Below are 25,917 nucleotides of genomic sequence, written 5' to 3' on the forward strand. Positions count from 1 at the left end.
TCAGGGCGAATCCTGCCGGGGCAACGACGCCCGGCTGCGGCGCAGGAAGTCCTGCTCGACGGCGTTGCCGGTCAGGGCCGCTGCCGCGTCGTACGCGGCGGCGGCCTCCGGATAGCGGCCCAGCCGGCGCAGCAGGTCGGCCCGGACCGCGTGGAACACATGGTAGTTGCCGAGCCTGACGTCGCCGGACCCGTGAGCGCCGATGCCGGGAGCGGGGGATCCTGCGGCGCCGATGCCGGGAGCGGGGGATCCTGCGGCGCCGGTGTCGAGGGCGCCGGATCCCGGTGCACCGGATCGGAGGTCGTCGACCATGGCCAGCGCTACGGCCGGCCCGGTGACCTCGGCGACCGCGACCGCCCGGTTGAGCGCCACGACCGGGCTGGGAGCCAGCGCGAGCAGGTGGTCGTAGAGCTGGACGATCTGGGTCCAGTCCGTCCCGGCGGCGGTTGCCGCGTCGCTGTGCACCGCGTTGATCGCCGCCTGGATCTGGTACGGCCCGGGCCGGTCGCGCCGCAGGCAGCGCCGTACGAGTGCCTGCCCCTCGGCGATCAGTCGCTGGTCCCAGCCGGAACGGTCCTGTTCGGAGAGGCGGACGAGCTCGCCCCCCGGGCCGGTGCGGCTCGGCCGGCGGGACTCGACCAGCAGCATCAGGGCGAGCAGCCCGAGCACCTCGGGTTCGTCCGGCATCAACTCGGCGAGCAGCCGACCGAGCCGGATCGCCTCCGCGGCAAGGTCGGGCCGGTCGAGCCGCTCGCCGGAGCTGGCGGTGTATCCCTCGTTGAAGATGAGGTACAGCACGGCGAGCACGGCCTGGAGCCGGTCGGGCAGGTCCGCCTCCACCGGTATCCGGTAGGGGATGCGCGCGTCGCGGATCTTGCCTTTGGCGCGCACCAGCCGCTGCGCCATCGTCGGCTCGGGCACGAGGAAGGCGTGTGCGATCTGCGCGGTGGTCAACCCGCCGAGGAGGCGTAGCGTCAGGGCGACCCGGGCGGCGGGGGAGAGCGCCGGATGGCAACAGGTGAAGATCAGGCGTAGCCGCTCGTCCCGCACGGGACCTCCCTCGCCCGGTGCGCTCTCCAGGAGGGCGGCGGCCCGGGCGTGCCGCTCCGGGCGGGAGGCCTCCCGGCGGAGCCGGTCGATCGCCCGGTTCCGGGCGGTGGTGATGATCCAGCCGGCCGGGCTCGGTGGAGTGCCGTCGACGGGCCACCGCCGGGTCGCCGCGGCGAACGCGTCCTGCACCGCGTCCTCGGCGACGTCGATGTCGCCGAAGACACGGATCAGGACGGCGACCGCGCGGCCGTACTCGGCGCGGAACACCCGTTCGATCTCCGCCGCGGTCGCCCGTCTGCCGGCGGGAGGTTCAGGCACCGGGCGGATCGCAGCTGTCGGCCTCGTCGGCCAGCGGTCGTACCTCGATCGGCAGCAGGCCGATCGCGCGGGCGAGCCTGCCGCCCCACTCCAGCGCCGCGTCGAGATCGGGGGCCCGGATGACGGTGAACCCGCCGAGGTGCTCCTTGCCCTCGGTGTACGGCCCGTCGGTCATCAGCACGTCGCCGTCGCGCGGCCGGAGCACCGTCGCGCTGCTCGCCGGGTGCAGTCCGGCGGAGAAGACCCAGGCTCCGGCCGCCTTCATCTCCCGGTTCAGGGCCGCCAGGTTCTCCATGATCGGGTCCAGCACCTCCGGTCCCGGTGTGCCTCCGTCGCCCTGGTAGATGCTGAGCAGGTACTGCGGCATGTCCGAGCCTCCTGATCGGCGCCGCCGGCACCGTACCGGCGGCCTCTCCACCTCTACACGAACGGCGACCGCCCGGATCGACACGGCCACCGGAGAATTCTGGACCGGCCTGCCGGCGTCATCATAGTGACACTGAGCAGGGACGAAACGTTTTTGTAACGAGCTGTTGACGGCTCGTGCGGATACGGGACGCGGCAGGGAGGAACAGTGACGGACGGATCCACGGACATTCGGGTGGTGGTGGTCGGCAGCACCAACCTGGATCTGGTGGTGTCGACCCCGACGTTGCCCCGGCCCGGCGAGACGGTGCTCGGCGGTGCGCTGCGCACCGTTCCCGGCGGCAAGGGCGCCAACCAGGCGGTGGCGGCGGCCCGGGCCGGCGCCCGGTGCGACTTCGTCGGCGCGGTCGGGCAGGACGGCTTCGCCGCCCAGCTCCGGGCCAACCTGGCGGAGGCGGGGGTGGAGCTGCGGCGGCTGCGCAGCGTGCCCGGCCCCTCCGGGGTGGCGCTGATCGCGGTCGATGCCGACGCCGAAAACCTGATCGTGGTGGCACCGGGCGCGAACGGCGCGCTGACAAGTCTCGACGCGGACGACCGGACCGCGGTGGCAGCCGCGGACGTGCTGCTCTGCCAGTTGGAGGTGCCGCTGTCGGCGGTTGCCCGGGCAGCCAGCTGGGCCCGGGAAGCCGGTACGACGGTGGTGCTGAACGCGGCACCCGCCCGGCCGCTTCCGGCGGAGCTGCTCGACGCGGTCGACGTGCTCGTGGTCAACCAGATGGAGGGGGCGACGGTGGCCGGCCTCGGTGCCGACACCGCCGTCGACGCCCTGTTGGACGCCCTCCTGGAGCAGGTCCCCCGGGTGGTGCTGACGCTCGGCGCCCGGGGCGCGTGCTACGCCGACCGGTCCGGCCTGCGGCTGACCGTCGAGGCGCCGACGGTCGAGGCGGTGGACACCACCGCCGCCGGAGACGCGTTCACCGGCGCGTTCGCGGTGGCCTGGGCGGAGCAGCGCCGGCCGGCTGAGCGCCCTGGGCCGGTCGAGCGGCGTGGGCCGGTCGAGCGCCCTGGGCCGGTCGAGCGGCGGGGGCCGGTCGACCCGGTGGCGGTGGGGGTGGCGCTGCGTTGGGCCTGCGCGGCCGGCGCCGCCTGCGCGCGGCGCCCCGGTGCCTCCACGGCGCTGCCCACCCGAGACGAGATCGACGCCCTCTACGCAGCGAGCTACGACGACGCGCGGAGTCACCCGGGGCAGGTGGCTTTACGCAGACGGCTCGAGCCGTGATTCTCGTCCGATTGCGGCAGTGGCGGCACTTGACCGGCGGTGCCGGCCTATCCGTCGATGACGTCGTCGACGGTGGTGGCGTTGCCGGCCCGGCGCAGCCAGGCGTCGAGCTGGGCCAGATCGGTGCAGGCGAGGACCCGCTCACGAACCTCGGCGGGCACCGCCACACCCCGCCCCTCCAGCACGGTCCTCCAACGGCGCCACGTACAACTTCCACGTCCGCCGCTTCCCCGAATCCCACCCACGCTGGATCTCCACCACCACCGCCAGCAACGGCCGGTCCGCCGGATCACAGAACAACAACATCCCGTCCGCGTGGTACGTCCGCGGCACCAACACCCGCACATCAGTCGCATGCGTTCGCGCATGGTGATAGTCCGGCACCTTCACGTCGAACACATGCGTCAACAACCACGCCACCAGACCCGGATCCAACTTCGCCAGGGCCACCGGGGACTCATGCTCCGCACTCGGCATGCCGGGCACCCTACGAAACCGGTACGACACCCCACGTCATATCCAAGCGGCTCGTCGCGGCCGGCGCTCCAACGTGGCGTGGCAGCTCCCGTCGCGAACGGCAACGGCTGGTCGGGGCCGGCACGCTCGATGCGACGGTGTCAGCGTGGCGCGGACCCGAGCCCGGCGACGAAGTGCGACCAGGCCGGCTCCGCGAAGGCGAGCAGCGGCCCGCCCGAGTCCTTCGAGTCCCGTACGCCGACAGTCCCGCTCGCGAACCGCACCTCGACGCAGGCCGCGTTGTCGGAGCTGTAGGAGGACCTGCGCCAGTCCCGCTCGGGAGTCCGCTCGTCAGGGGTCACGTCATCTCCTCGGCGATCCGCCGGATCAGCGCCAGCGACTCGTCCGAGCTCAACGCGCGCTCCAGGGTCTCCTCGAAGGTGATGACGTAGTCGGCGACCCGGTCCGACTGGTCGATGATGTCGCTGGAGGTCAGGATCTCCTGCCAGACCAGCTCCGGCAGCCGGGGCGACGGGAAGGAGAGGATCTGGAACGGTCCGCCGAGGGCCGGATAGGCGCCGACGGTGAACGGCATCACCCGGATCTGCACCTGTTCCGGGCGCTCGGTGACCAGGGTGACCAGGTGCCGGAGCTGCTCACGCATCACCGCCGGCCCGCCGACCTGCTGCCGCAGCACGCCCTCGGCGAGCACGGTGCTGAACCGGATCGGGTTGTCGCCGGTCAGCCGCGCCTGCCGGGCCATCCGGGCGGCGATCCGCCGGTTGACCTCGGTGAGCCGCACGTAGGTGTTGCCGCCGCGCATCACCGCGCGGGCGTACGCCTCGGTCTGCAGCAGACCGTGCAGCAGCTCGCTGTGATAGCTACGGATCTGGTCGGCGCCGGCCTCGTAGCCGAGGAACCGCAGAAACTCGGCCGGGAAGAGCTGCGAATACTGGTGCCACCAGGCGCGTCCGGTGGCGGCGACCCGGAGCCGTTCCAGCTCGGCCGCCTCGTCGGGGTCGATCTCGTAGACCTGCACGAACTGGGCCAGCCGGTCGACCGGAAGTCGGACAAGGATGATGACCGATGGTAGCCGGCGGGTGGGCTCGCAATCATTCCTTGATATAAACCCGATCATCGTTGATGCTGGTCAGGTGGAATTCTGACGGCAAAGGGGAGCGACGACCGGAACAGGCAGGTGGGTTTTCGAGGACCCAGCGGTGCGGCACGCCTTCACCATCTCCCAGTTGATCGGCTCCGGCACCCGCGACGAGCGGTACGACCTGCTCGGTGTCGTCGAGGTCAACGTGGGCTACCGGGGGCCGGAGCCACTGGCCGCGCACCTGCGGACCTGGGCGGTCGCCACGCTGACCGCCGGGCCGTACGGGTTCGGTCGCTACTACGCCTCGCTCGATCTTCTCGACGAGGACGGCGAGCCGGCGCAGGTCATCGCCGAGGAGGACATCGACTGGTCCGGCAGCACCCTCCTGGTTCCGGCGAGCTGACCGTCACCGCTCGGAGCGCTGCCTTTCGCGCCGAACCGTGAGCCCGTGAGCCCGGTATGAAGCCGGGTTGAAGCGGGCCGGTGTGACGGTGGTCGCGGTCAACGGACCATCAGGCACACGAGGAAGGAGAACCGGTCATGACTAATGTCCGGTGGCGACGTCCACTCCGGCTGGCGTCGATGGCGTCTGTCGTGCTGGCGGCGGTCGCGGTGGCGGTGACGGCCTTCGCACCGTCGAGCAGTGCGGCGACCGAGCGGGAGGAGTGCCAGATCGTGCTCGGCGCCGCCCCGGCGCCCGGCGCCGCGTCGCCGGTGCTGTCCCGCGAATGCAGCGGCTCGGAAGGGCAGTTGGTCGCACCCGCGGCCGACACCCTGCTCATGGTCTGGTACGAGGGCTACAACTACGGGGGGCTGTCCACAAAGGTGTACGGCTCCGGCGGCCCGTGCGACACGGGGGGCTACGGCATCGCCTACGTGGGCGACGACTGGAACGACAGGATCCGGTCGTACAAGGTCTTCAACAACTGCAACTACTCGGCGACCTTCCAGCACCAGAACTGGGGCGGCATCTGCTTCGAGGGGTACGGCACCGTGCCGTCGAGGGCTCCGGTCACCAGTTCGGTCTGGATCTCCAGCGGCAGCTTCGCCTGGGATCTCTGCGACTGACCACCGCCGAGCACGGCCGGACGCGGGAGAACGCCGGACGACCGGCTTCTCCCGCGCCGGACCCTCGTCGCCCGGCAACAACCATCCTCGTCGTCCCGCAGACTCGTCCAGCGGACGACTCCGGTCACCCCTCCGGGCTGTGCTGCTCGATGGCGCGCTGGACGGCCCGGTAGATCTGGCCGAACCGCAGCGCGTCCGACGTACGGAGCAGCAGCACCTCGTGGCCGGCGTACTGCACCCACAGCTCCTGCACCCGCACGCCGCGCTCGTAGGATCGGTCGAGCCAGTAGAGCGGCAGTTCCAGGAACGGATACAGGGCCAGCGCCCCGACGACGCAGACCGCGAGCACGAGCGCCGCGAGCTTCCACTCGCCCCGGTCCTGTGCCGAATATGCCAGCGCCAGCACGCAGATCATCGCGACCAGCGGTGGGATCGACAGCAGGAAGATGAGTGCGCCCCGCCCGAGCAGCCGGCCCCGGGTCCGGGCCGTGCCCCGGGCACGGGCGTGCCAGACGTACGACACCTCGGCGACCGGCACCGGAGCGAGCCCGTTGACGTGGATGGTGTCGGAGGTTACCCGTACCGTGTCGTCCCGGTAATAGAGCGTCACCGTTCCAGCAAAGCGCGCCCACCGACCGCCCGGCTACCGCCGGGAAGAGTCGGATTCGGGTCAGCTCCCGTGGAGGAAGCGTCGGCGCCGCGTTCAGCGGCGGGCAGGGCTGGCGCTGGCCTGCTCGACGGCGCGTTCCAGGGCCCGGTAGATCCGGCCGAACCGCAGCGCGTCACCGGTGGTCAGCAGCCGGACCGGCGCACCGCGCCACTGTGCCCAGATCTCCCGCCGGTACGCGCCCCGGGTGTAGGTGCGGTCGACGTGTTCGAGCAGGTAGTCGGCGACCGGAGCCACGGCCAGCCCGACCAGGACGGAGGCGCCGACGATCGCGATGGAGACGGTGAGCGAGGTGTGCAGGCGTACCGCGATCAACAGGCCGAGCGCGGCGGCGACCAGCGGGCCGACGATGGCGGCGAGCAGCACACCCCGGCCGGCGAGGTTGCCCCAGGAGCGACCGCCGCGGACGTGCCAGACCTGGTCGACCTCGGTCAACGGGTACGACCGGCCGTCGATCCGGATCGCCTTGGAGGTGATCCGTACCCGTCGGTCGTCGTAGTAGGTGATCATCACCATCCCGCCCCGGTTGACGTTCGAGGTGTTTCGAAAAGCTGGACCTGGTCGAGGTTACCCCGCGCCGGAAGGCGCGAATCCCACCTCGACGGTCGGAACCGTCGACCACCCGTTCGGGTGCCACCGCCCGAAACGGCGCCGCCGGTCTCCCCGGCGGGACGCCGTCGTGGCCGGCCCCGGCGGTGACCTCCGGCTCCGAACGCCCGTTAGGGTGGGCCTCGCGACTTCGACGTGGAGGTGGGCTGTGGGCGACTTCGTCCGGGTGGAGACCAGCGAGGGTATCGGCACGATCCGGCTGGACCGGCCGCCGATGAACGCCCTGAACACCGGAGTCCAGGAGGAGTTGCGCGCCGCCGCCACCGAGGTCTCCGCCGACCCGGACGTCCGCGCGGTCATCGTGTACGGCGGGGAGCAGGTCTTCGCGGCCGGCGCGGACATCAAGGAGATGGCCGACATGTCGTACGTCGACATGGCGGCGCGGGCCACCGACCTCTCCGGCGCGCTCGGTGCGCTGGCCCGGATCCCGAAGCCGGTGGTGGCGGCGATCACCGGGTACGCCCTCGGTGGCGGCTGCGAACTCGCGCTCGCCTGTGACTGGCGGGTGGTCGCCGAGGACGCGAAGCTCGGCCAGCCGGAGATCAGGCTCGGCATCATCCCCGGTGCCGGCGGCACCCAGCGGCTGGCCCGACTGGTCGGCCCGGCCCGGGCCAAGGATCTGATCATGTCCGGTCGGATGGTCGACGCTGCCGAGGCGCTCCGGATCGGCCTCGCCGACCGGGTGGTCCCGGCCGACCAGGTGTACGCCGAGGCGGTGGCGCTGGTCCGGCCGTACCTGACCGGCCCGGCCCAGGCGCTGCGGGCGGCGAAGCTGGCCGTCGACGGCGGGCTGGAGATGGATCTCGCCTCCGGGCTGGCCTGGGAGAGCCAGCTCTTCGCCGCGCTCTTCGCCACCGACGACCGCCGGGAGGGGATGGCCGCCTTCGTCGAGAAGCGCCGTCCCGACTTCACCGGCCGCTGAGTCCGGGCCGGTCTGCCGAGTCCGGGCCGGCCCGCCGCCGGCGCGTGTTGTTCACGTTCTACGTGACTGGCCGGTAACCTCGCACCGACGACCCCACGGAGCAGCGAGCAGAACCACGCGGCGACGGGCGGAAACCCACGGCGTACGACGGGAGCGGCGATGACCGGACGGATCGAAGGACACGGCGGCGACCTGGCCCTGGCGGCCCTGCGGGCGTACGGCGTATCGGAGATGTTCACCCTCTCCGGCGGCCACGTCTTCCCGCTCTACGACGCGGCGCACCGTACCGACTTTCCGATCTACGACGTCCGGCACGAGCAGTCGGCCGTCTTCGCCGCCGAGGCGGTCGCCAAGCTGCAACGCCGGCCGGGGCTGGCCGTGCTCACCGCCGGCCCCGGGGTGACCAACGGCATCTCCGGGCTGACCAGCGCGTTCTTCAACGCCTCCCCGGTGCTGGTGCTCGGCGGCCGGGCCCCGGCCTTCCGCTGGGGCGCGGGCAGCCTCCAGGAGATCGACCACGTGCCGCTGGTCGCCCCGGTGACCAAGCACGCCGGCACGGTCTGGTCGACCGACGACGTACCGGGCGCGGTGGCCGGGGCGCTGACCGAGGCGCTCACCCCGCACCGGGGGCCCGTCTTCCTCGACCTGCCACTCGAAGTGATCTTCTCGACCGGTGAGGTCGACGTCCCGGCCGGCCCGGCGATCGCACCCGTCGAGCCGGACCCGGACGAGGTGGCGAAGGCCGCCCGGCTGATCGCCGCAGCCGAACGCCCGGTCCTGATCGCCGGCTCCGACGTCTACGCCGGTAACGCCGTCGAGGCCCTCCGGGCCGCCGCCGAGGCGCTCCGGGTGCCGGTCTTCACCAACGGGATGGGCCGGGGCGCACTGCCCCCCAACCACCCGCTCGGCTTCGCCAAGGCCCGCCGGGCGGCACTCGGCGGTGCCGACCTGGTCGTGGTGGTCGGCACCGCGCTCGACTTCCGGCTCGGCTTCGGCGACTTCGGCGACGCCGCGGTCGTACACGTGGTCGATGCGCCGACCCAGCGGGCCGGGCACGTCGAGCCGGCGGTCTGCCCCGCCGGTGACCTGCGGCTGATCCTCACCGCCTTCGCCGAGCACCCCGGCGACCGGACCGACCACGAGTCGTGGATCGCCGAGCTGCGTACCGCCGAGGAGGCCGCCCGGGCGAAGGACGCGGCGGCGATGGCGGCCGAGAGCGACCCGATCAAGCCGGCCCGGGTCTACGGCGAGCTGCGCCGGGTGCTCGCCCCGGACGCGGTCACCATCGGCGACGGCGGCGACTTCGTCTCGTACGCCGGCCGCTACCTCGAACCCGCCCAGCCCGGCACCTGGCTCGACCCCGGCCCGTACGGCTGCCTCGGCACCGGCATGGGCTACGCGATGGGGGCCCGGGTCAGCTACCCCGACCGGCAGATCTGCGTGCTGATGGGCGACGGTGCGGCCGGCTTCTCGCTGATGGACGTCGAGTCGCTGGTCCGGCAGAACCTGCCGGTGGTGATCGTGGTCGGCAACAACGGCATCTGGGGCCTGGAGAAGCACCCGATGCGCGGCATGTACGGCTACGACGTCGCCGCCGACCTCCAGCCGGAGCTGCGCTACGACCAGGTGGTGACCGCGCTCGGCGGTGCCGGCGAGACGGTGGCGAAGGCGGCCGACCTGGGGCCGGCGCTGGAGCGGGCGTTCGACGCCGGAGTGCCGTACCTGGTCAACGTGCTGACCGACCCGGCCGACGCCTACCCCCGCTCGTCCAACCTCGCCTGAGGTGTAAGGAAGGGCCCCTGCTTATCGTTTTCTGTCGTAGAAGGGCCCCCTGCTAACACCTCGGCACCGGCGCCGGCGCTGGCGGTCAACGGGACCGGTCGGGGGAGTCGGTCCACCAGTCGGCCGGGCCGAAGGGTGGCGCCCGGAGCCCGGCCTCCTCCGCCGCCTCGACCTGGCTCGTGGCGGCGGACTGTGGCAGCCAGCCTGCCGTGTCGAGCCGTGGCGTCCGTACCGTCGGGTCGAGCGCCGTGGCCAGGTCGGGCTGGGCCGGTGGTCCGGCGGTGACGGGCTCGGCGACCACGGTCAGCTCGGTGACCCGCAGCGGCGGTTCCGTACCGCCCGCTGCCGGGTCGCCGGCCGCCCGCCCGCCCGAGGCGGGCCGATCCGGGTCACGGGCCAGGAGGAGCGGTAGCAGCAGTACGCCGAGGACGAACGGTGCCGCCATGTAGCGGGCGGCCTGCGCGTGGTTGACCAGGAGCACCGAGAGCTGGTTGCCGAGGCTCAGCGTGGCGAGCGCCAGCAGGGCCCGGTCCCGGCGGCGCCAGGCCAGCAGACCGATCGTCAGGTACGCCAGATAGGCCCAGGTCGCCCCGCGCCACAGCAGCCACTCGGGCTGGCCGACCCGGCGGGAGAGCACGTCCGCGACATCGCTGATCCGCTCGCCGAGCGGCCGGCTGTACGCGACGGCCAGCACCTCCTCGCGCTGGAACCGCTGATCCCGCTCCAGATACACCGGCAGTGCCCAGGCGGTCGGGTTGGCGTGCAGGCCGCCGGCGGGGGTGGGACGCCAGGCGATCGAGCTGCGGCAGACCCGGGCCGCCAGGACCGTCTCCGGTGCGCGCCGGGCCAGTCGCCACCACGCCGACAGCAGTTCGCCGCGGTGTGCCGCGGCGGCCCGGCGGTCGAAGTCGGGATGGTAGACGGTCGGGTCGACGGTGTGGCAGTTCGCCGACCGCTGCCAGTGTGCGAGCGGCGCCACCTGTGCCAGCAGGGTCAGGTCGGCGGCGGGAAACTCGGACGGCTTCTCGGCGTAGCCGACAGCCAGGTCGGCGAGGAACGTCTCGAAGGCCACAAGGGACTCGGTGTCGCGTGTTCCGAGCGCGGGAAGCAGGGCCCAGTTGGTCAGCAGCGCGACCGTGGCCGCCACCGTCCCGGCGAGCAGGACCCGGAGCGCCGTTCCACGCAGCAGCACCGCCAGCAGGACGCTGACGATCGCCACCACCACGAAGCCGTTCTGCCGGAACAGGCAGATCAGGGTCAACTCGCCGAGGAGGGCCCAGAACAGCCCTCGGGACTGCGGCCGGTCCCGGGGCTCCGGCCGGGCGCCTGCGGCCGTACGCCGTCCGGCCCGGCGCGCCAGGACACCGGCACCGTGCCGGACAACCGTTCCGGTGTGCCGGGTGGCCGTTCGGCGGGCGTCCGGCCAATGTCCGGCGCCACTCCCGGCATCCCCGGCAGGTGCGCCGGTTGGGGTGGAGCGGCGGCGGGCCAGGAGCCGGGCCACCGTGCCGAGCAGGAAGACGTGGCAGATGACGAACGGCACGTCCTTCCAGACGCAGACGGCGAAGGTGCCGACCGGAGGCAGCGCGACGAGGAGCACCGCCGCCGTGACCCAGCCCCCGGCCGGACCGCCGAGCCGGCGCAGACCGGTTACCGCGTACGCCAGGCCGGCAGCCAGGGCGGTGGTCTGCACCAGGGTCAGCGCGCCGATCCCGCCGGTGAGCTGCACCGACAACCAGACCAGTGCGGTGTAGCCGACGGGGTGGTGGGTGTTCCAGTCGCCGGTGGTGGCCTGCCAGACGTGGTGGAGCGAGTCCGGGCTGAACAGACCGGGATAGCGGGCCGCCCACCAGAAGAGCAACACCGCCTGGGCCAGTACGAAGGTCAGTGCCCCGAGCCTGACGGGATGCCCCCCGAGCCGCTCCGGCCGGCGGTCGTCGCGCTCCGGCGACCCGTCCACCGGCCATGCCGGCCCAGCCACCACCCCGTGTGTCATGCCTGTCGTCCTTCGCCCCGGGCGCGCGACCGCGCCGACCAGCGGTGCGAGGGGTGGTGGCACCGATCGGGCCATGGTACGGCCGCCACCTGCCACGGATCCCCGGAACGGCCGACTCCGTGCCCGCGCGGGTGCCGCTGGCGGACCGGCGCCGCAGCGGCCGTCTGCCAGCGCCGGATCGCCGGTGTCAGCGCCGAGTCAGCGTCTCGTCAGACTCACGGCGCGGCCGTCAGCGCCGATCCGACGGGCTTCCGGGTCGGAGGGCGCGGCTCGGGTCTGAAGGTGCGGCCCGGGTCAGCGGGTGCGGGTCGGGTCTGAAGGTGCGGCCCGGGTCAGCGGGTGCGGGTCGGGTCTGAAGGTGCGGCCCGGGTCAGCGGGTGCGGGTCGGGTCTGAAGGTGCGGCCCGGGTCAGCGGGTGCGGGTCGGGTCTGAAGGTGCGGCCCGGGTCAGCGGGCGCGGCTCGGGTCTGAAGGTGCGGCCCGGCCCGGATCAGCCGGCGGCTCCGGCCTGGTCACCCGGCTCCGTCCGGCCCTCGGGGCGGGGCGGCTGGTCCTCCCGGCGCCGCAGTTCCTCCTCGCGTCGCCGTAGGTCCCGTTCCCAGCGGTCGAGCAGCTCGCGGTCCTGTTTCGACCGCTCGCTGTCGAGGGAGCGGAGGAACTCCGGATCGTCGTCCGGGGCGAGGGGCACGCGGCGGTCCGGGCCGGCGGAGGGCCGGCCACCGGCCGGCCGCATTCCGAATGTCGGACGTCCGGCGCTCTGCGGCCGCCCGGCGACGAACCAGGCGATCGAACCGACGAGCGGGAAGAACAGGATGATCAGCACCCAGGCGAACCGGGGAAGTGCACGGATCTCGTCGTCTTCGGCCGAGAGGCAACTGATCAGGGCGAAGACGGCCAGGACGAGCTGTATGACGGCGAGGAGCGCGTAGAGGCGGACCATCTCGCCATGATGACGCACCGGACGCCCTCAGCGCATCGACGCCAGCACCAGGAGCAGGCCGAGTCCGGCGAAACCGGCGGTGACCAGGGCGGTCATCGGCAGCGTGCGGGCGTGCCGGGCGCGTCTGCCGGCGAGGTGCGGAAAGGTCACCACGAGCACGACGAGCCAGCCCAGTCCGGCCAGGGCGGCGACCACCGTGCCGAGGGGGCCACCCGACAGCGCCAGCCGGGCGGTGAGCACCGCCACCACGCCGACCGCCAGGGCGGTACGCCGCCAGGCGAGCCGGGTCCGCTCGGTGGCCAGCCCGGCGTCCCGCCCCGGCGGCCGGCGCCGCGGGTTCGCCGGTTCCGGCCGGCGCCGTGGGTTCGCCGGTTCCGGCCGGCGCCGCGGGTTCGCCGGTTCCGGGTGGCGCCGCGGGTTCATTGGTTCCGGGCGGCCTGGATCAGCACCGCCACGACCAGCAGGGTGGCGCCGATCCCGACCAGCAGGGCGAGTACGGCGGGAAACCGCGACGCGGGCAACTCCTCGCCGAGCCGGATGGCACGTTCGGTACGCGCCCAGTGGTCCACCGCCCGGACCGCGACCGTTCCGCCGAGCAGCAGCAGCGACACGGCCAGCGCCTCGCGCAGGTGCGGGACGGGCATCGGGGGGAGGAACTGCGCGACGGCCAGCCCGCCGGCGATCAGCGCCAGCCCGGTACGCAGCCAGGCCAGGAAGGTGCGCTCGTTGGCGAGCGAGAAGCGGTAGTCCGGCGTCTCGCCGACCTCTCGCAGCTCCTGCGGGTCGAACCACCGCCTGATCGCCCGGTACACGTTCGGAGGTTATCGGGTGGACATCGCCCGTAGCCTGGGCGGGTGACAGACCTCGACGCCGGGTTGCTGCGGACCGCCTACGACAGCCAGTTGCGGGCCCGGCCGCCGGAGCCGGTGCCGCCGGGGGTGACGGTGGACCGGGACGGCCCGCTGCTGCGGATCCAGGGGCTGGACCGGGGCGGCTTCCTGACGTACCGGGATCTGGGCGGCCTGACCGGGGCGGCGCTGGACGGGTTGATCGCCCGGCAGCGCGACCACTTCGCCGCCCTGGGTCTGCCGGTCGAGTGGAAGCTGCACGGCCACGACGAGCCGGCCGACCTCGCCGACCGGCTGGTCGCCGCCGGCTTCGCGCCGGAGGAGCGGGAGACCGTGGTGGTCGGCCCGGTCGCCTCGCTGGCGGCGACGCTGCCGGCGCCGCCCGAGGGCGTACGCCTCCGTGAGGTGACCGACCGCGCGGACCTGGACCGGATCGCGGAGCTGAAGGTGTGGGTCTGGAACAACGACGGGAACGGCGGCAGCGACGGTAGCGGCGACAACGACGACAGCGGCGGTGCCGACGGTTCCTGGCTGGCCGACGGGCTGGAGCGGGAGCTCGCCGCCGGTGCCGCCCTGGACCAGCCGCCGCTGACCATCGTGGTCGCCGAGACCGACGACGAGCTGGTCAGCGCCGGCTGGGTACGGTTCGTCACCGGGACGAGGTTCGCCACCCTGTGGGGCGGCTCCACGCTGTCGCACTGGCGCCGCCGGGGGATCTACCGGGCGCTGCTCGCCTACCGGGCCCGGCTCGCCGAGGCGCGTGGCTTCAGCCTCCTGCAGGTGGACGCCTCGGAGCAGAGCCGGCCGATTCTCCAGCGGCTCGGCTTCGTCGAGGTCACCACGACCACGCCCTACGTCTACACTCCGAAGCCGTGACGCAACCGCTGACCGAGGAGGAGCGGGCGACCCTGAAGTGTGCCGCGTTCGGTGCGGTCTTTCTGGTGTCCAGCGCCGAGCCGGGCGCCTACGCCATGCTCAAGGAGAGCCTCGCGGCGTCGAACGCCTTCGCCGGCACCACGGGGCTGGTCCGGGAGCTGCTCACCACCGGTGCCCTGCCCCGGCTGCCCGGCGGGTCGCCGGCCGAGGCTCCGGCCGCGGTGCTGCCGGCGTTGCGCCGGTCGGTGGAGATCCTCCGGGCCAAGGCCCCGGGCGAGGTGGCCACCTTTCGGTCGGCGGTGTTGCGGGCCGCCGAGGAGGTGGCCCGGGCCCACGACGGGATCAGCCCGAGCGAGGCGGCCGTGATGGCGACCGTCCGCGAGGCGCTCGGCGCCTCGGGCTGACACGCCGAGTCTGCGGGGGCGCGCCCGTGAGCCGGGTCACTCCGGGCCATCGGAGGTCCTATGCTACTTGCGGGTAACATTGCTTGTTGACAACGCCACACCCCTCCCGGGTACCCGGCAGTCGGTTGTCTGTTGACCGATCGTTAAGGAAGGCGGGAGGCTGCTCCGGAGCAACCCGGCGGGACCGGCACGATCAGCGGAGCACGATCAGCGGAGATCGCCATTCACAGGAGGGTCGTCGTAGCGCGATGAACATCGTCGTACTCGTCAAGCAGGTGCCCGACTCGGGCGCGGACCGCAACCTGCGCAGTGACGACAACACCGTCGACCGGGGGTCGGCAAACAACGTCATCAACGAGATGGACGAGTACGCCATCGAGGAGGCGTTGCGGATCAAGGAGGCCTCCGGCGGTGAGGTGACCGTGCTGACCATGGGTCCGGAGAAGGCCGCCGAGTCGATCCGCAAGGCGCTGTCGATGGGGCCGGACAAGGCCGTACACGTGCTCGACGACGCCCTGCACGGCTCCTGCGCGGTGGCCACCTCCAGGGTGCTCGCCGCCGCGCTCGGCCAGCTCGGTGCCGACCTGGTGCTCTGCGGCGCCGAGTCGACCGACGGCCGGGTGCAGGTGATGCCGCACATGCTCGCCGAGCGGCTCGGCATCGCCGCGCTGACCGGCGCCCGCAAGCTGACCGTCGACGGCGGCAACCTCACGGTGGAGCGGCAGACCGAGGAGGGCTACGAGGTGGTGAGCGCCGCGACTCCGGCCGTGGTCTCGGTCTGGGACACCATCAACGAGCCCCGCTACCCGTCCTTCAAGGGAATCATGGCGGCGAAGAAGAAGCCGGTGCAGACGCTCTCCCTCGCCGACCTGGGCGTCGCCGCCGACGAGGTCGGCCTCGCCGGTGCCACCAGCACGGTAGTGGAGCACAGCCGCCGACCGGCCCGGACCGGCGGCGAGCGCTTCACCGACGACGGCGCCGGTGGGACGAAACTGGTCGAGTTCCTCACCGCCGAGAAGTTCGTCTGAGCGCGACCGGGAATCAGGAGGAATGATCATGGCTGAGGTTCTCGTCGTCGTCGAGGCCACCCGGGAGTTCGGGGTGAAGAAGGTCACGCTCGAACTGCTCACCCTCGCCCGCGAGCTGGGCACGCCGGCCGCGGTGGTGCTCGGTGGTCCCGGTGCCGCGGCCGCGCTCGGCGACAAGCTGGGCGAGTACGGCGCGGAGAAGATCTACGCCGCCGAGCACGAGGAGATCGACGGCTACCTGGTGGCACCGAAGGCGACCGTGCTGGCCGAGCTGGTCCGCCGGGTGCAGCCGGCCGCCGTGCTCCTCGCGTCCAGCCAGGAGGGCAAGGAGATCGCCGCCCGGCTGGCGGTCAAGCTGGACAACGGCGTCCTGACCGACGTGGTCGGACTGGCCGCCGACGGCACCGCCACGCAGGTCGCCTTCGCCGGCTCGACGATCGTCACCTCCCGGGTGACCCGGGGCCTGCCGCTGGTGACCCTGCGACCCAACTCGGTGACTCCGAGCCCGGCTCCCGCCACCCCCGCCGTCGAGCGGCTCGATGTCGCACTCGGCGACGCCGACCGGCTCGCCCGGGTCGTGGAGCGGGTGGCCGAGCAGAAGGGGAGCCGGCCGGAGCTGACCGAGGCCTCGGTGGTGGTCTCCGGCGGGCGGGGCGTGGGCAACGCCGACAACTTCAAGCTGGTGGAGGAGCTGGCCGACCTGCTCGGCGGCGCGGTCGGCGCGTCCCGGGCCGCCGTCGACTCCGGCTTCTACCCGCACCAGTTCCAGGTGGGCCAGACCGGCAAGACGGTCTCCCCGCAGCTCTACGTGGCCCTCGGCATCTCCGGCGCGATCCAGCACCGGGCCGGCATGCAGACCTCGAAGACGATCGTCGCGGTGAACAAGGACGCCGAGGCGCCGATCTTCGAACTGGCCGACTTCGGCGTGGTCGGGGACCTGTTCAAGGTCGTACCGCAGGCGGCCGAGGAGATCCGCAAGCGGCGGTGACCGGGCTACTGTGACCTCCGCTACCCGGCCGGGCCCTTCGCAGGGCGCCCGGCCGGGTCCGGTCGCTGGCCGGGGCGGAGCCGCTGGTGTCCCGCCGCTGGCCAGGGCGGAGCCGTACCGGCCGGGGCGGAGTCGCAGGTCTCCCGTCGCTGGCCAGGGCGGAGTCGCAGGGCGCCGGCACGACAGCGCTGCGCCGGCCCGCCCCGTGACCGGCGGGATCCGCTCCCGGCGGCCCGGCGGGATCCGCTCCCGGCGGCCCGGCGGGATCCGCTCCCCGCGGCCCGGCGGGATCCGCTCCCCGCAGCCCGGCGGGATCCGCTTCCGGCGGCCCGGTGGGCGACCACCACCCGGGCACTAGGCTGGACGCCGATGACTTACCTGGATCACGCCGCCACCACTCCGATGCTCGACGAGGCGTTGGAGGCCTACGTGGCAACCGCGCGCGAGGTCGGCAACCCGTCGTCGCTGCACGCCGCCGGCCGCTGTGCCCGACGCCGGGTGGAGGAGTCCCGCGAGCGGATCGCCGCCGCGCTGGGCGCCCGCCCCTCCGAGGTCGTCTTCACCGGGGGCGGGACCGAGAGCGACAACCTCGCGGTCAAGGGCATCTTCTGGGCCCGGCGGGCCGCCGACCCGGGCCGGACCCGGGTGGTGGCGAGCGCGGTGGAGCACCACGCCGTGCTGGACTCGGTCGAGTGGCTGGCCGCCCGGGACGGGGCCACCGCGAGCTGGCTGCCGGTGGACCGGATGGGTCGGCTCGACCCGGACCGGCTGGCTGCCGAACTCGACACACACGCCGACGAGGTCGCCCTGATCACCGCGATGTGGGCGAACAACGAGGTCGGCAGCGTCCAGCCGATCGCCGCGCTCGCCGAGGTGGCCGCCGCGTACGGCGTTCCGTTCCACACCGACGCGGTGCAGGCGGTCGGCCAGGTGCCGGTCGACTTCGCCGCCAGCGGGGTGGCCGCGCTCACCGTCAGCGGGCACAAGCTGGGCGGTCCCGTCGGGGTCGGCGCGTTGCTGCTCGGCCGGGACGTCGCCTGCACACCCGTGCTGCACGGTGGCGGGCAGGAGCGGGACGTCCGCTCCGGCACCCTCGACGCGGCCGGGATCGTGGCCTTCGCCGTCGCGGTGGAGACGGCGGTCAAGACCCAGCAGGAGTACGCGGCCCGGCTCGCCGCGCTCCGCGACGACCTGGTGGCCCGGGTCCGGCAGGCGGTGCCGGAGGCGGTCTACAACGGCGAGCCGACCGAACGGCTCCCCGGCAACGCGCACTTCTCCTTTCCCGGCTGCGAGGGCGACGCCCTGCTGATGCTCCTCGACGCGCAGGGGATCGCCTGCTCGACCGGGTCGGCCTGCTCGGCCGGGGTGGCGCAGCCCTCGCACGTGTTGCTGGCGATGGGTGCCGACGACGACCGGGCCCGGTCGTCGCTGCGTTTCTCGCTCGGGCACACCTCGACCGCCGCCGACATCGACGCGCTGGTCGCCGCGCTCCCCGGGGTGGTGGAGCGGGCCCGCCGCGCCGGGTCGGTCAAGTCCGCCCGGAGCTGACGGCTGCTCCGCCCGGAGCTGACGGCTGCTCCGCCCGGAGCTGACGGCTGCGAGGGGACGCTTTCCGACCGGCTACCCTCGTCAGGGTGAGGGTACTGGCAGCGATGTCCGGCGGGGTCGACTCGGCGGTGGCCGCCGCACGGGCGGTGGAGGCCGGACACGACGTCACCGGCGTGCACCTGGCGCTGGCCCGCAACCCGCAGACGTACCGGACCGGGGCCCGGGGCTGCTGCACGCTGGAGGACTCCCGGGACGCGCGGCGGGCCGCGGACGTGCTCGGCATTCCCTTCTACGTCTGGGACCTGGCCGACCGGTTCCACGACGACGTGGTGGAGACCTTCGTCGCCGAGTACGCGGCCGGGCGCACCCCGAACCCCTGCCTGCGCTGCAACGAGAAGATCAAGTTCGCCGCGGTGCTGGACCGGGCGGTGGCGCTCGGCTTCGACGCGGTGGTCACCGGTCACCACGCCCGGCTCGGCCCCGACGGGCTGCTCCGGCGCAGTGTCGACCTCGCCAAGGACCAGTCGTACGTGCTGGCGGTGCTCACCCGGGAGCAGCTCGACCGGTCGGTCTTCCCGCTCGGTGACTCGACCAAGGCCCAGGTGCGCGCCGAGGCGGCCCGGCGGGGTCTCGCCGTCGCCGACAAGCCTGACTCGCACGACATCTGCTTCATCGCCGACGGCGACACCCGGCGGTTCCTCGCCGACCGGCTCGGCGAGACTCCCGGCGAGATCGTCGACGCCCGCACGGGTGCCGTGGTCGGCGCGCACAGCGGGGCGTACGCGTACACGGTGGGGCAGCGCAAGGGGCTGTCGCTCGGCGTACCGGCCCCGGATGGCAGGCCGCGCTACGTGCTCTCGATCACCCCGAAGACCAACACCGTGACGGTGGGCCCGGCCGAGGCGCTTGAGGTCGCCACGGTGACCGGTGAGCGTCCGGTCTGGACCGGAGGCGTGCGGCCGACCGGCCCGGTCGACTGCGAGGTGCAGTTGCGGGCACACGGCCAGGTCGTGCCGGCGACGGTCCGGCTCGACGGCGGCATTCTGCGCGCCGAGCTGGGCGAGCCGGTCCGCGGGGTCGCGGCCGGCCAGGCGGTCGTGGCATACCGGCCCGATCCGGCCGGCGACGTCGTGCTCGGCTCCGCCACCATCAGCGCCGCCGCCTGATCGACCCGTTCCAGCGGGGAGACCCCGGCGGCCGGGGAAGGCTGGCGCCCGACGGGCTCTGGCGGTTGCCCGAGAAACTCTCCGTCGGCGGAGGCCGAGACGCCGAAGCATGGTACGAATAAGGGGCGTACCAGGCAAGGCGGACGAATTGGCGGAAGAGCAGCGGCCGGCGCGGCCGGGACCGGAGCGGCTGCTGCGACGCCGTGCTCACTCCCGGCAGGCGTCCTTCCTCGAACTCTTCTTCGACCTGGCCTTCATCGTCTCGTTCGCCCTGCTCTCGGCCCGACTGGTCGAGCATCTCACCTGGCGCAACGCCGGGCAGACGGCGATCCTGCTGGCCGCCATCTGGTGGATCTGGGTCGCCACCGCCTGGTCGACCGACTGGTACGACCCCAATCAGCCCCTGATCCGGGGACTCGTTCTCGGCGTGATGGTGGGCGGGCTCCTGATGAGCGCCGCCATCCCGCATGCGTACGGCTCGTTCGGTCTGGTCTTCGCCGGGACGTACGCGCTAATCCACCTCGGCCGGGCCGCGCTGCTGCTCCCGGCGCTGCGGGGACACCCGATCCAGCGGCGGAGCATCGTGGTCGCGATCTGGTTCGGGCTCTCCGCGATTCTCTGGATCATCGGTGGCTTCCTCACCGGGCCGATGAGACTGGTCTTCTGGCTGGCCGCGATCCTGACCGACTATCTCGTCGCCTCCCAGGGCTGGCCGGTGCCATGGCTCGGGCGGGTGTCGCCGGCCCAGCTACGGGTGGTCGGTGAGCATCTCTCCGAGCGGTACCGGCAGATCTTCATCGTGGCGCTCGGCGAGGTCATCCTGGTCAGCGGCCTGACCTACACCCGGGAGGGGTTGGGCATCGTCCGGATGCTGGCGTTCGTCGTGATCTTCCTCAACACCGTCCTGATGCTCTGGATGTACTTCGTGCCGGTCAGCGGGTGGCTCGGCGGGGCGATCGAGCGCAACCAGCCCCGGGGTGGGGTCTACGCGGCGTACTGCCACGCGATCATGATCGCCGGAGTCGTGCTCACGGCGGTCGGCGCCGAGATAATGATCATTCATCCGCTCGGTGCGGCGCGGACCTCCTGGACGCTGGCGATCGTCGGTGGCGCGGCACTCTTCCTGCTCGGACGGATCCTGATGGGCATGCTGGTCTACGCGCATCCGGTCTGGCGCAGCGCAGGGGCGCTGGTGCTGATCCTCGCCGGCACACCGGGCCTGGTCCGGCTCCCGCCACTGGCGGTGGGCGCGGTCGTCCATGCCGTCCTGCTGGGCCTGGTCCTCGTCTACCTGTACGCGGGCGGCAGCCACGTCGACAGGCGCGAGGCCGAGCGGCAGCGGGACGAACTGGAGCGGGAGGAGGAGCGGGCGGAGCTGGATCCGCCGGCTCCGGGTAGCCTGCCGGCGTGACCGATCGAGAGCAGACGGCGGAACCGGAGCGCGGGACCGGACGGGTGCGGGAGACCGGACCGGCCTGGCCGTGGCCGGCCGGGGCGGCGACCGGGATCGGGTCGATGCCCGGTACCGACATCGCCGAGGCGCAGCGGATCGCGCTCGGCGAGCTGCCGGTGCCGTACCTGCCCGAGCTGCCCGCCCGGGGGCCCGGCGCCGACCTGGTCGGCCGGAGCGCCGGGCTGCTGGTCGACCTCCCCGTCGAGTTGTACGCGGCCCGCTGGCGGATCGCGGGCCGGCCGGGTCGGGACCTGCGCCGCGCCCTGGACCTGCTGGAACGCGACCTCGACCAGATGACCGAGCAGGCCGGCGAGTTCACCGGGACCTTCAAGATCCAGGCGGCGGGCCCGCTCACCCTGGCGGCCGAGATCGAGTTGCCGGTCGGCGGCCGGATGCTCCGGGACCCGGGCGCGGTCCGGGAGCTCACCGCGTCGCTCGCCGAGGGCCTGCGCGGGCACGTGGCGCAGGTCCGCCGCCGGCTGCCCCGGGCCACGGTGCTGCTGCAACTGGACGAGCCGGCGCTGCCGGCAGTGCTGGCCGGGCGGGTCCCGACCGAGAGCGGGCTGGGTGCGTACCGGGCGGTCGGGTCGGGTACCGCGACCGGGCTGCTCCGGAGCGTGGTCTCGGCGGTCGAGGCGCCGGTCGTGCTGCACTGCTGCGCCCCGGACGTACCGCTGGACCTGGTCCGGGCCACCGGCGCGGTCGCGGTCGCGCTCGATCTGGCCCTGCTGGACCGGCTCGACCCGGTCGGCGAGGCGATCGACGCCGGGCTGGGCCTCTTCGCCGGCGCTGCCCCGACACTGCCGCCGCCGGACCGGGGCGCGCCGTCGTCGGACGGGCGCGCGCCGTCGTCGGCACGGGTCGCCGATCGGGTACGCCAGCTCTGGGACCGGCTCGGCTTCCCCCGGGCCCGGCTGGCGGAGCAGGTCGTGGTGACCCCGGCCTGCGGGCTGGCCGGTGCCACCGACGAGTACGCCCGTACCGTCCTGACGGCCTGCCGGGACGCCGGCCGACGGCTCGCCGAGGAGTAGGTTTCCCTGTCGTAGGTGGCGGGCAGGATGTGCCGCATGATTGGTGAACTCCGCACCGTCGTGATCGACTGCCCGGATCCGCGGGCCCTGGCCGGCTTCTACTCCGAGCTGCTCGGGCTGCCCGTCAACGATCGTGGCGCCGACGACGAGGACGGCTGGACGGTGCTCGGCGGCGAGCCCGGGCAGCACCCCCGGCTCGCCTTCCAGCGGGCGGTCAACCTCCGCGAACCGCGCTGGCCCGACCCGGACCGGCCGCAACAGTTCCACCTGGACGTCACGGTCGACGATATCGAGGCGGCCGAGGCCAAGGTGCTGGCGCTCGGCGCCACCCGGCTGCCCGGCTCGGGCGGCGGCTGGCGGGTCTACGCGGATCCGGTCGGCCACCCGTTCTGCCTCTGCTGGGACGACTGACCGCCAGAGGTCCCGCCCGACGGCAGCCGGGCCGGCTCGCCGAGGGATTGTCGGCGCGGGACCGCCTCCGGGAAGATGACGGCCATGGACGATCCGGCTGCCGTGCCGACCGCATCAGCCGCCGGGACCGGGCCAGCCGCCGGGACCGGGCCAGCCGCCGGGACCGGGCCAGCCGCCGGGACCGGGCCAGCCGCCGGGACCGGGCCAGCCGCCGGGACCGGGCCAGCCGCCGGGACCGGGCCAGCCGCCGCGACCGGGCCAGCCGCCGCGACCCGTTCCGCCCTGGCCTCCGGGTCGCTCTTCGGGCTGGCCTACGGCGACGCCCTCGGGGGGCCGACGGAGTTTCTGCCGGTGGCCGAGATCCGGCGACGCTACGGTCCGGACGGTCCGCGTGACCTGGTCGGGCGGCCGGCCCGGGTCACCGACGACACCCAGCTTGGGCTGGCGGTCGGCTGGGCGTTGCACGACGCCGGTCCGGCGGCCACCCCCGATGCGCTGGAGCCGCTGCTCCGGCAACGCTTCGTGGCCTGGGCGCGGAGCCCGGAGAACGACCGCGCCCCCGGGATGACCTGCCTGCGGGCCTGCGCCGGACTGGCCGAGGAGGTGCCCTGGCAGCAGGCGACGGTGGCCGGCTCCAAGGGCTGCGGCGCCAACATGCGGGTCACCCCGGTCGGCCTGGTGCCCGGATACGACCTGGAGACCCTTGCCGGGATCGCCCAGCTGCAGGCCGGGCTGACCCACGGTCACCCGACCGGACTGGCCGCGAGCGAGCTGACCGCGTATGCGGTGCGGGTGCTGCGCGACGGCGCCGCGCCCACCGACCTGCCCGACCTGCTGCGTGACCGGGCCGAGCGGCAACGCGCCGTCTACCGGGCGGAGTGGCTCGGCGACCTCTGGCGGCAGCCCGACACCGACGATCCGGTGACCTTCATCCGGCAGGGCTGGGCCGAGTGCCTGGGCGCGCTCGACCGGCTCGACGCCGCGTTGGCCCGGCCGGACGACGGCGCCGACCCGTGCGAGGCCACCGGGGCGGGCTGGATCGCCGAGGAGGCGCTGGCCACCGCCCTGCTCTGTGCGATCCGGCACGCCGACGACCCGGTCACGGCTCTGGCCCGCGCCGCCACCACCTCCGGCGACTCCGACTCCATCGCCTGCCTGACCGGTGCCTTCCTCGGCGCGGCGCACGGGATGTCGGCCTGGCCCGCCGGCTGGCGCCACCGCATCGAGTACGCCGACCAGCTCGGCACCCTCGGCACGGCCTGGGACTGAACCTCCCCCCGGCACCGCACCGCACCGCCCCCCGCCGCACCGCCCCCGCTGCGCCGCGCTGCGCTGTGGGTGGGTGGTTAGGAAGGGGCCCTTCTTCTACAGAAAGCGATAACGGGGGGCCCTTCCTTGCACCTTTGGGCGGTTACGGTTGCGGGAGGTTCGAGGAGGTCAGGGAGTGTCCGAGGAAGCGATCCCGCAGCAGGTCAGCCGCGAGCAGGAGGCGGCGGCCGGCGAGGAGCCGACGGCCGAGGCGCGGGACCGGCACGCCGAGCTGAGCACCGAGATCACCGACCATCAGTACCGCTACTACGTGCTGGACGCGCCGACCGTCTCGGACGCGGAGTTCGACGCGCTGCTGCGCGAGTTGGAGGCACTGGAAGAGCGCTATCCGGCGCTGCGTACCCCGGAGTCGCCGACCCAGCGGGTCGGCGGCACCTTCTCCACGCTCTTCACGCCGGTCCCGCACATCGAGCGGATGATGTCGCTGGACAACGCCTTCACCCGGGAGCAGTTGGCCGCGTGGATGCAGCGGATCGAGCGGGACGCCGGTGAGGCGGTCGACTTCCTCTGCGAGCTGAAGGTCGACGGGCTGGCGATCAACCTCACCTACGAGCGCGGCCGGCTGGTCCGGGCCGCCACCCGGGGCGACACCCGGATCGGCGAGGACGTCACCGCCAACGTACGCACCCTGGAGGAGGTGCCGGAGAAGCTGACCGACGGCGACGCGCCCGTACCCGAGCTGCTGGAGGTGCGGGGCGAGATCTACTTCCCGGTGGCCGCCTTCGCCGACCTGAACGCGGGGCTGGTCGAGCAGGGGAAGGCGCCCTTCGCCAACCCGCGCAACGCGGCGGCGGGGAGCCTGCGGCAGAAGGATCCGAGGATCACCGCGAGCCGGCCGCTGCGGATGGTCGTGCACGGGCTGGGGGCGCGGGAGGGGTTCGCGCCGGTCGCGCAGTCCGAGGCGTACGCGGCGCTGCGCGGCTGGGGGCTGCCGACCAGCGACCGCTGGCGGGTGGTGCCGGACCTGGCCGGGATCGAGGAGTACATCGACCACTACGCCGCGCACCGGCACGACGTCGAGCACGAGATCGACGGGGTGGTGGTCAAGGTCGACCCGGTGGCGGTCCAGGGCCGGCTCGGCTCGACCAGCCGGGCACCCCGGTGGGCGATCGCCTTCAAGTACCCGCCGGAGGAGGTCACCACCGAGCTGCTCGGCATCGAGGTCAACGTCGGCCGGACCGGCCGGGTGACCCCGTTCGCCGAGTTGCGGCCGGTGAAGGTGGCCGGCTCCACGGTGGCCAGGGCCACCCTGCACAACGCGCACGAGGTGGAGCGCAAGGGCGTGCTGATCGGCGACACGGTGGTGGTCCGCAAGGCCGGCGACGTGATCCCGGAGGTGTTGGGGCCGATCGTGGAGCTGCGGCCGGCGGACGCCCGGACGTTCGTGATGCCCGAGCGGTGCCCGGCCTGCGGCACCGCGCTGGCGCCCTCCCGGGAGGGCGACGTCGACATCCGCTGCCCGAACGCCCGGAGCTGCCCGGCGCAGCTCCGCGAGCGGATCTTCTATCTGGCCGGCCGGGAGGCGTTCGACATCGAGGTGCTCGGCTTCAAGGCGGTGGGCGCGCTGCTCGACGCCGGGGTGATCGGCGACGAGGGCGACATCTTCGACCTGGACGCCGAGCGGCTGTCCCGGGTGCCGTTCTTCGTCCGCAAGGACGGCACGCTGGGGCGCAACGCGGAGAAGCTGCTGGAGAGCCTGGCGGCGGCGAAGGACCGGCCGCTGTCCCGGGTGCTGGTGGCGCTCTCGATCCGGCACGTCGGCCCGACCGCCGCCGAGGCGCTGGCCCGGGAGTTCGGCTCGGTCGCGGCGATCGAGGCGGCCGGCGAGGAGGAACTGTCGGCGGTGGACGGTGTCGGCCCGACGATCGCGGTCAGCCTGCGGGAGTGGTTCGACGTGGACTGGCACCGCGAGGTGGTGCGCAAGTGGACCGAGGCGGGCGTACGGATGGCCGAGGAGCGGGTCGAGGAGGGGCCGCGCCCGCTGGAGGGGTTGACCGTGGTGGTGACCGGGACGCTGTCGGCGTACACCCGGGACCGGGCGGCCGAGGAGGTGCGGGTCCGGGGCGGCAAAATCAGCGGGTCGGTGTCGAAGAAGACCGACTTCGTGGTGGTCGGCGAGAACCCGGGATCGAAGGCGGAGAAGGCCGCCGCGCTGAAGGTGCCTATGCTCGACGAGGCCGGCTTCGCCGCGCTGCTCGCCGAGGGGCCGGAGGCGGCGGGTACGCTCGCAATCAGTGACAATCAGTAATTGGAAGATCGGCGTTGGGTAACAGAATCGATT

26 protein-coding genes are annotated in these 25,917 nt (G+C 73.3%); 16 read left to right on the forward strand and 10 right to left on the reverse strand.

The window, feature by feature from the left end; genetic code table 11:
- Positions 1–1,368, reverse strand: coding sequence for an RNA polymerase sigma factor (locus ACN27G_RS03080; protein WP_421491261.1), 1,368 nt, complete (start codon positions 1,366–1,368; stop codon positions 1–3).
- Complete coding sequence (locus tag ACN27G_RS03085; protein ID WP_421491262.1) at positions 1,361–1,735, reverse strand: YciI family protein; 375 nt, start codon at positions 1,733–1,735, stop codon at positions 1,361–1,363. The genes ACN27G_RS03080 and ACN27G_RS03085 overlap by 8 nt, the downstream gene beginning before the upstream one ends.
- A 207-nt stretch (positions 1,736–1,942) precedes the next feature.
- Here ACN27G_RS03085 and ACN27G_RS03090 point away from each other — a divergent pair, with 207 nt between their 5' ends.
- Positions 1,943–3,013, forward strand: coding sequence for a ribokinase (locus ACN27G_RS03090; protein ID WP_421491263.1), 1,071 nt, complete (start codon positions 1,943–1,945; stop codon positions 3,011–3,013).
- A gap of 617 nt (positions 3,014–3,630) precedes the next feature.
- Here ACN27G_RS03090 and ACN27G_RS03095 read toward each other — a convergent pair.
- Entirely contained in the window at positions 3,631–3,831 is a 201-nt protein-coding gene (locus ACN27G_RS03095) for a DUF397 domain-containing protein (protein ID WP_421491264.1), read from the reverse strand.
- On the reverse strand, positions 3,828–4,508 hold the full coding sequence (locus ACN27G_RS03100) for a DUF5753 domain-containing protein (protein WP_421491265.1): 681 nt from the start codon (positions 4,506–4,508) through the stop codon (positions 3,828–3,830). The genes ACN27G_RS03095 and ACN27G_RS03100 overlap by 4 nt, the downstream gene beginning before the upstream one ends.
- A gap of 181 nt (positions 4,509–4,689) precedes the next feature.
- On the opposite strand from ACN27G_RS03100, the gene ACN27G_RS03105 reads away from it, so the two are divergent.
- Together ACN27G_RS03105 and ACN27G_RS03110 are read left to right on the forward strand one after the other, a co-directional pair.
- Positions 4,690–4,974 (forward strand): hypothetical protein, encoded by a 285-nt coding sequence (locus tag ACN27G_RS03105; protein ID WP_421491266.1) that lies wholly within the window; start codon positions 4,690–4,692, stop codon positions 4,972–4,974.
- A gap of 137 nt (positions 4,975–5,111) precedes the next feature.
- The gene (locus ACN27G_RS03110) at positions 5,112–5,639 is read left to right on the forward strand and encodes a hypothetical protein (RefSeq protein WP_421491267.1); all 528 of its coding nucleotides are present in this window, start codon (positions 5,112–5,114) and stop codon (positions 5,637–5,639) included.
- Positions 5,640–5,763: 124 nt separating this feature from the next.
- Here ACN27G_RS03110 and ACN27G_RS03115 read toward each other — a convergent pair whose 3' ends face one another.
- Positions 5,764–6,249: a DUF6232 family protein gene (locus ACN27G_RS03115; RefSeq protein ID WP_421491268.1), complete on the reverse strand. Its 486-nt coding sequence runs from the start codon at positions 6,247–6,249 to the stop codon at positions 5,764–5,766.
- Positions 6,250–6,342: 93 nt separating this feature from the next.
- On the reverse strand, positions 6,343–6,822 hold the full coding sequence (locus tag ACN27G_RS03120; RefSeq protein ID WP_421491269.1) for a DUF6232 family protein: 480 nt from the start codon (positions 6,820–6,822) through the stop codon (positions 6,343–6,345).
- A 241-nt stretch (positions 6,823–7,063) separates the two neighbouring features.
- Here ACN27G_RS03120 and ACN27G_RS03125 point away from each other — a divergent pair, with 241 nt between their 5' ends.
- Both ACN27G_RS03125 and ACN27G_RS03130 read left to right on the forward strand, forming a co-directional pair.
- The gene (locus tag ACN27G_RS03125) at positions 7,064–7,837 is read left to right on the forward strand and encodes an enoyl-CoA hydratase/isomerase family protein (RefSeq protein WP_421491270.1); all 774 of its coding nucleotides are present in this window, start codon (positions 7,064–7,066) and stop codon (positions 7,835–7,837) included.
- Positions 7,838–7,996: 159 nt separating this feature from the next.
- Positions 7,997–9,619, forward strand: coding sequence for an acetolactate synthase (locus ACN27G_RS03130; RefSeq protein ID WP_421491271.1), 1,623 nt, complete (start codon positions 7,997–7,999; stop codon positions 9,617–9,619).
- Between the two features lie 85 nt (positions 9,620–9,704).
- Here the strand turns inward: ACN27G_RS03130 and ACN27G_RS03135 are convergent, their stop codons facing one another.
- The 4 genes from ACN27G_RS03135 to ACN27G_RS03150 form a co-directional block, all read right to left on the reverse strand.
- Positions 9,705–11,615, reverse strand: coding sequence for a hypothetical protein (locus tag ACN27G_RS03135; protein WP_421491272.1), 1,911 nt, complete (start codon positions 11,613–11,615; stop codon positions 9,705–9,707).
- Between the two features lie 489 nt (positions 11,616–12,104).
- Positions 12,105–12,554, reverse strand: a complete 450-nt coding sequence (locus tag ACN27G_RS03140) for a PLD nuclease N-terminal domain-containing protein (RefSeq protein ID WP_421491273.1) — start codon at positions 12,552–12,554, stop codon at positions 12,105–12,107.
- 27 nt (positions 12,555–12,581) lie between these two features.
- Complete coding sequence (locus ACN27G_RS03145) at positions 12,582–12,977, reverse strand: DUF202 domain-containing protein (RefSeq protein WP_421491274.1); 396 nt, start codon at positions 12,975–12,977, stop codon at positions 12,582–12,584.
- Positions 12,974–13,366, reverse strand: a complete 393-nt coding sequence (locus tag ACN27G_RS03150; RefSeq protein WP_421491275.1) for a YidH family protein — start codon at positions 13,364–13,366, stop codon at positions 12,974–12,976. The genes ACN27G_RS03145 and ACN27G_RS03150 overlap by 4 nt, the downstream gene beginning before the upstream one ends.
- A gap of 42 nt (positions 13,367–13,408) precedes the next feature.
- Between ACN27G_RS03150 and ACN27G_RS03155 the strand changes: the two genes are divergently transcribed.
- The 11 genes from ACN27G_RS03155 (at position 13,409) to ligA (ending at position 25,884) form a co-directional block, all read left to right on the forward strand.
- Complete coding sequence (locus ACN27G_RS03155) at positions 13,409–14,278, forward strand: GNAT family N-acetyltransferase (RefSeq protein ID WP_421491276.1); 870 nt, start codon at positions 13,409–13,411, stop codon at positions 14,276–14,278.
- Positions 14,275–14,682, forward strand: a complete 408-nt coding sequence (locus ACN27G_RS03160) for a hypothetical protein (RefSeq protein WP_421491277.1) — start codon at positions 14,275–14,277, stop codon at positions 14,680–14,682. Before ACN27G_RS03155 ends, ACN27G_RS03160 begins: the two co-directional genes overlap by 4 nt.
- 248 nt (positions 14,683–14,930) lie before the next feature.
- Positions 14,931–15,710: an electron transfer flavoprotein subunit beta/FixA family protein gene (locus tag ACN27G_RS03165; protein ID WP_421491278.1), complete on the forward strand. Its 780-nt coding sequence runs from the start codon at positions 14,931–14,933 to the stop codon at positions 15,708–15,710.
- Positions 15,711–15,738: 28 nt separating this feature from the next.
- Entirely contained in the window at positions 15,739–16,698 is a 960-nt protein-coding gene (locus tag ACN27G_RS03170) for an electron transfer flavoprotein subunit alpha/FixB family protein (RefSeq protein WP_421491279.1), read from the forward strand.
- Between the two features lie 369 nt (positions 16,699–17,067).
- Positions 17,068–18,246, forward strand: coding sequence for a cysteine desulfurase family protein (locus ACN27G_RS03175; RefSeq protein WP_421491280.1), 1,179 nt, complete (start codon positions 17,068–17,070; stop codon positions 18,244–18,246).
- Between the two features lie 86 nt (positions 18,247–18,332).
- Positions 18,333–19,412 carry a tRNA 2-thiouridine(34) synthase MnmA gene (gene mnmA, locus ACN27G_RS03180; RefSeq protein WP_421491281.1) on the forward strand — a complete coding sequence of 360 codons (1,080 nt, stop codon included), beginning with the start codon at positions 18,333–18,335 and terminating at the stop codon, positions 19,410–19,412.
- Positions 19,413–19,560: 148 nt separating this feature from the next.
- Positions 19,561–20,823, forward strand: coding sequence for a low temperature requirement protein A (locus tag ACN27G_RS03185; RefSeq protein WP_421491282.1), 1,263 nt, complete (start codon positions 19,561–19,563; stop codon positions 20,821–20,823).
- A 44-nt stretch (positions 20,824–20,867) separates the two neighbouring features.
- Positions 20,868–21,896, forward strand: a complete 1,029-nt coding sequence (locus ACN27G_RS03190; RefSeq protein WP_421497211.1) for a methionine synthase — start codon at positions 20,868–20,870, stop codon at positions 21,894–21,896.
- Between the two features lie 36 nt (positions 21,897–21,932).
- A complete protein-coding gene (locus ACN27G_RS03195) occupies positions 21,933–22,307 on the forward strand; it encodes a VOC family protein (RefSeq protein ID WP_421491283.1) in 375 nt (124 codons plus the stop codon).
- Between the two features lie 282 nt (positions 22,308–22,589).
- Complete coding sequence (locus ACN27G_RS03200; protein WP_421497212.1) at positions 22,590–23,576, forward strand: ADP-ribosylglycohydrolase family protein; 987 nt, start codon at positions 22,590–22,592, stop codon at positions 23,574–23,576.
- Between the two features lie 175 nt (positions 23,577–23,751).
- The gene (gene ligA, locus ACN27G_RS03205; protein WP_421491284.1) at positions 23,752–25,884 is read left to right on the forward strand and encodes an NAD-dependent DNA ligase LigA; all 2,133 of its coding nucleotides are present in this window, start codon (positions 23,752–23,754) and stop codon (positions 25,882–25,884) included.
- Positions 25,885–25,917 lie beyond the last annotated feature (33 nt).

The organism is Plantactinospora sp. WMMB334 (assembly GCF_049179095.1).
In the GTDB taxonomy this organism is placed as follows: domain Bacteria; phylum Actinomycetota; class Actinomycetes; order Mycobacteriales; family Micromonosporaceae; genus Plantactinospora.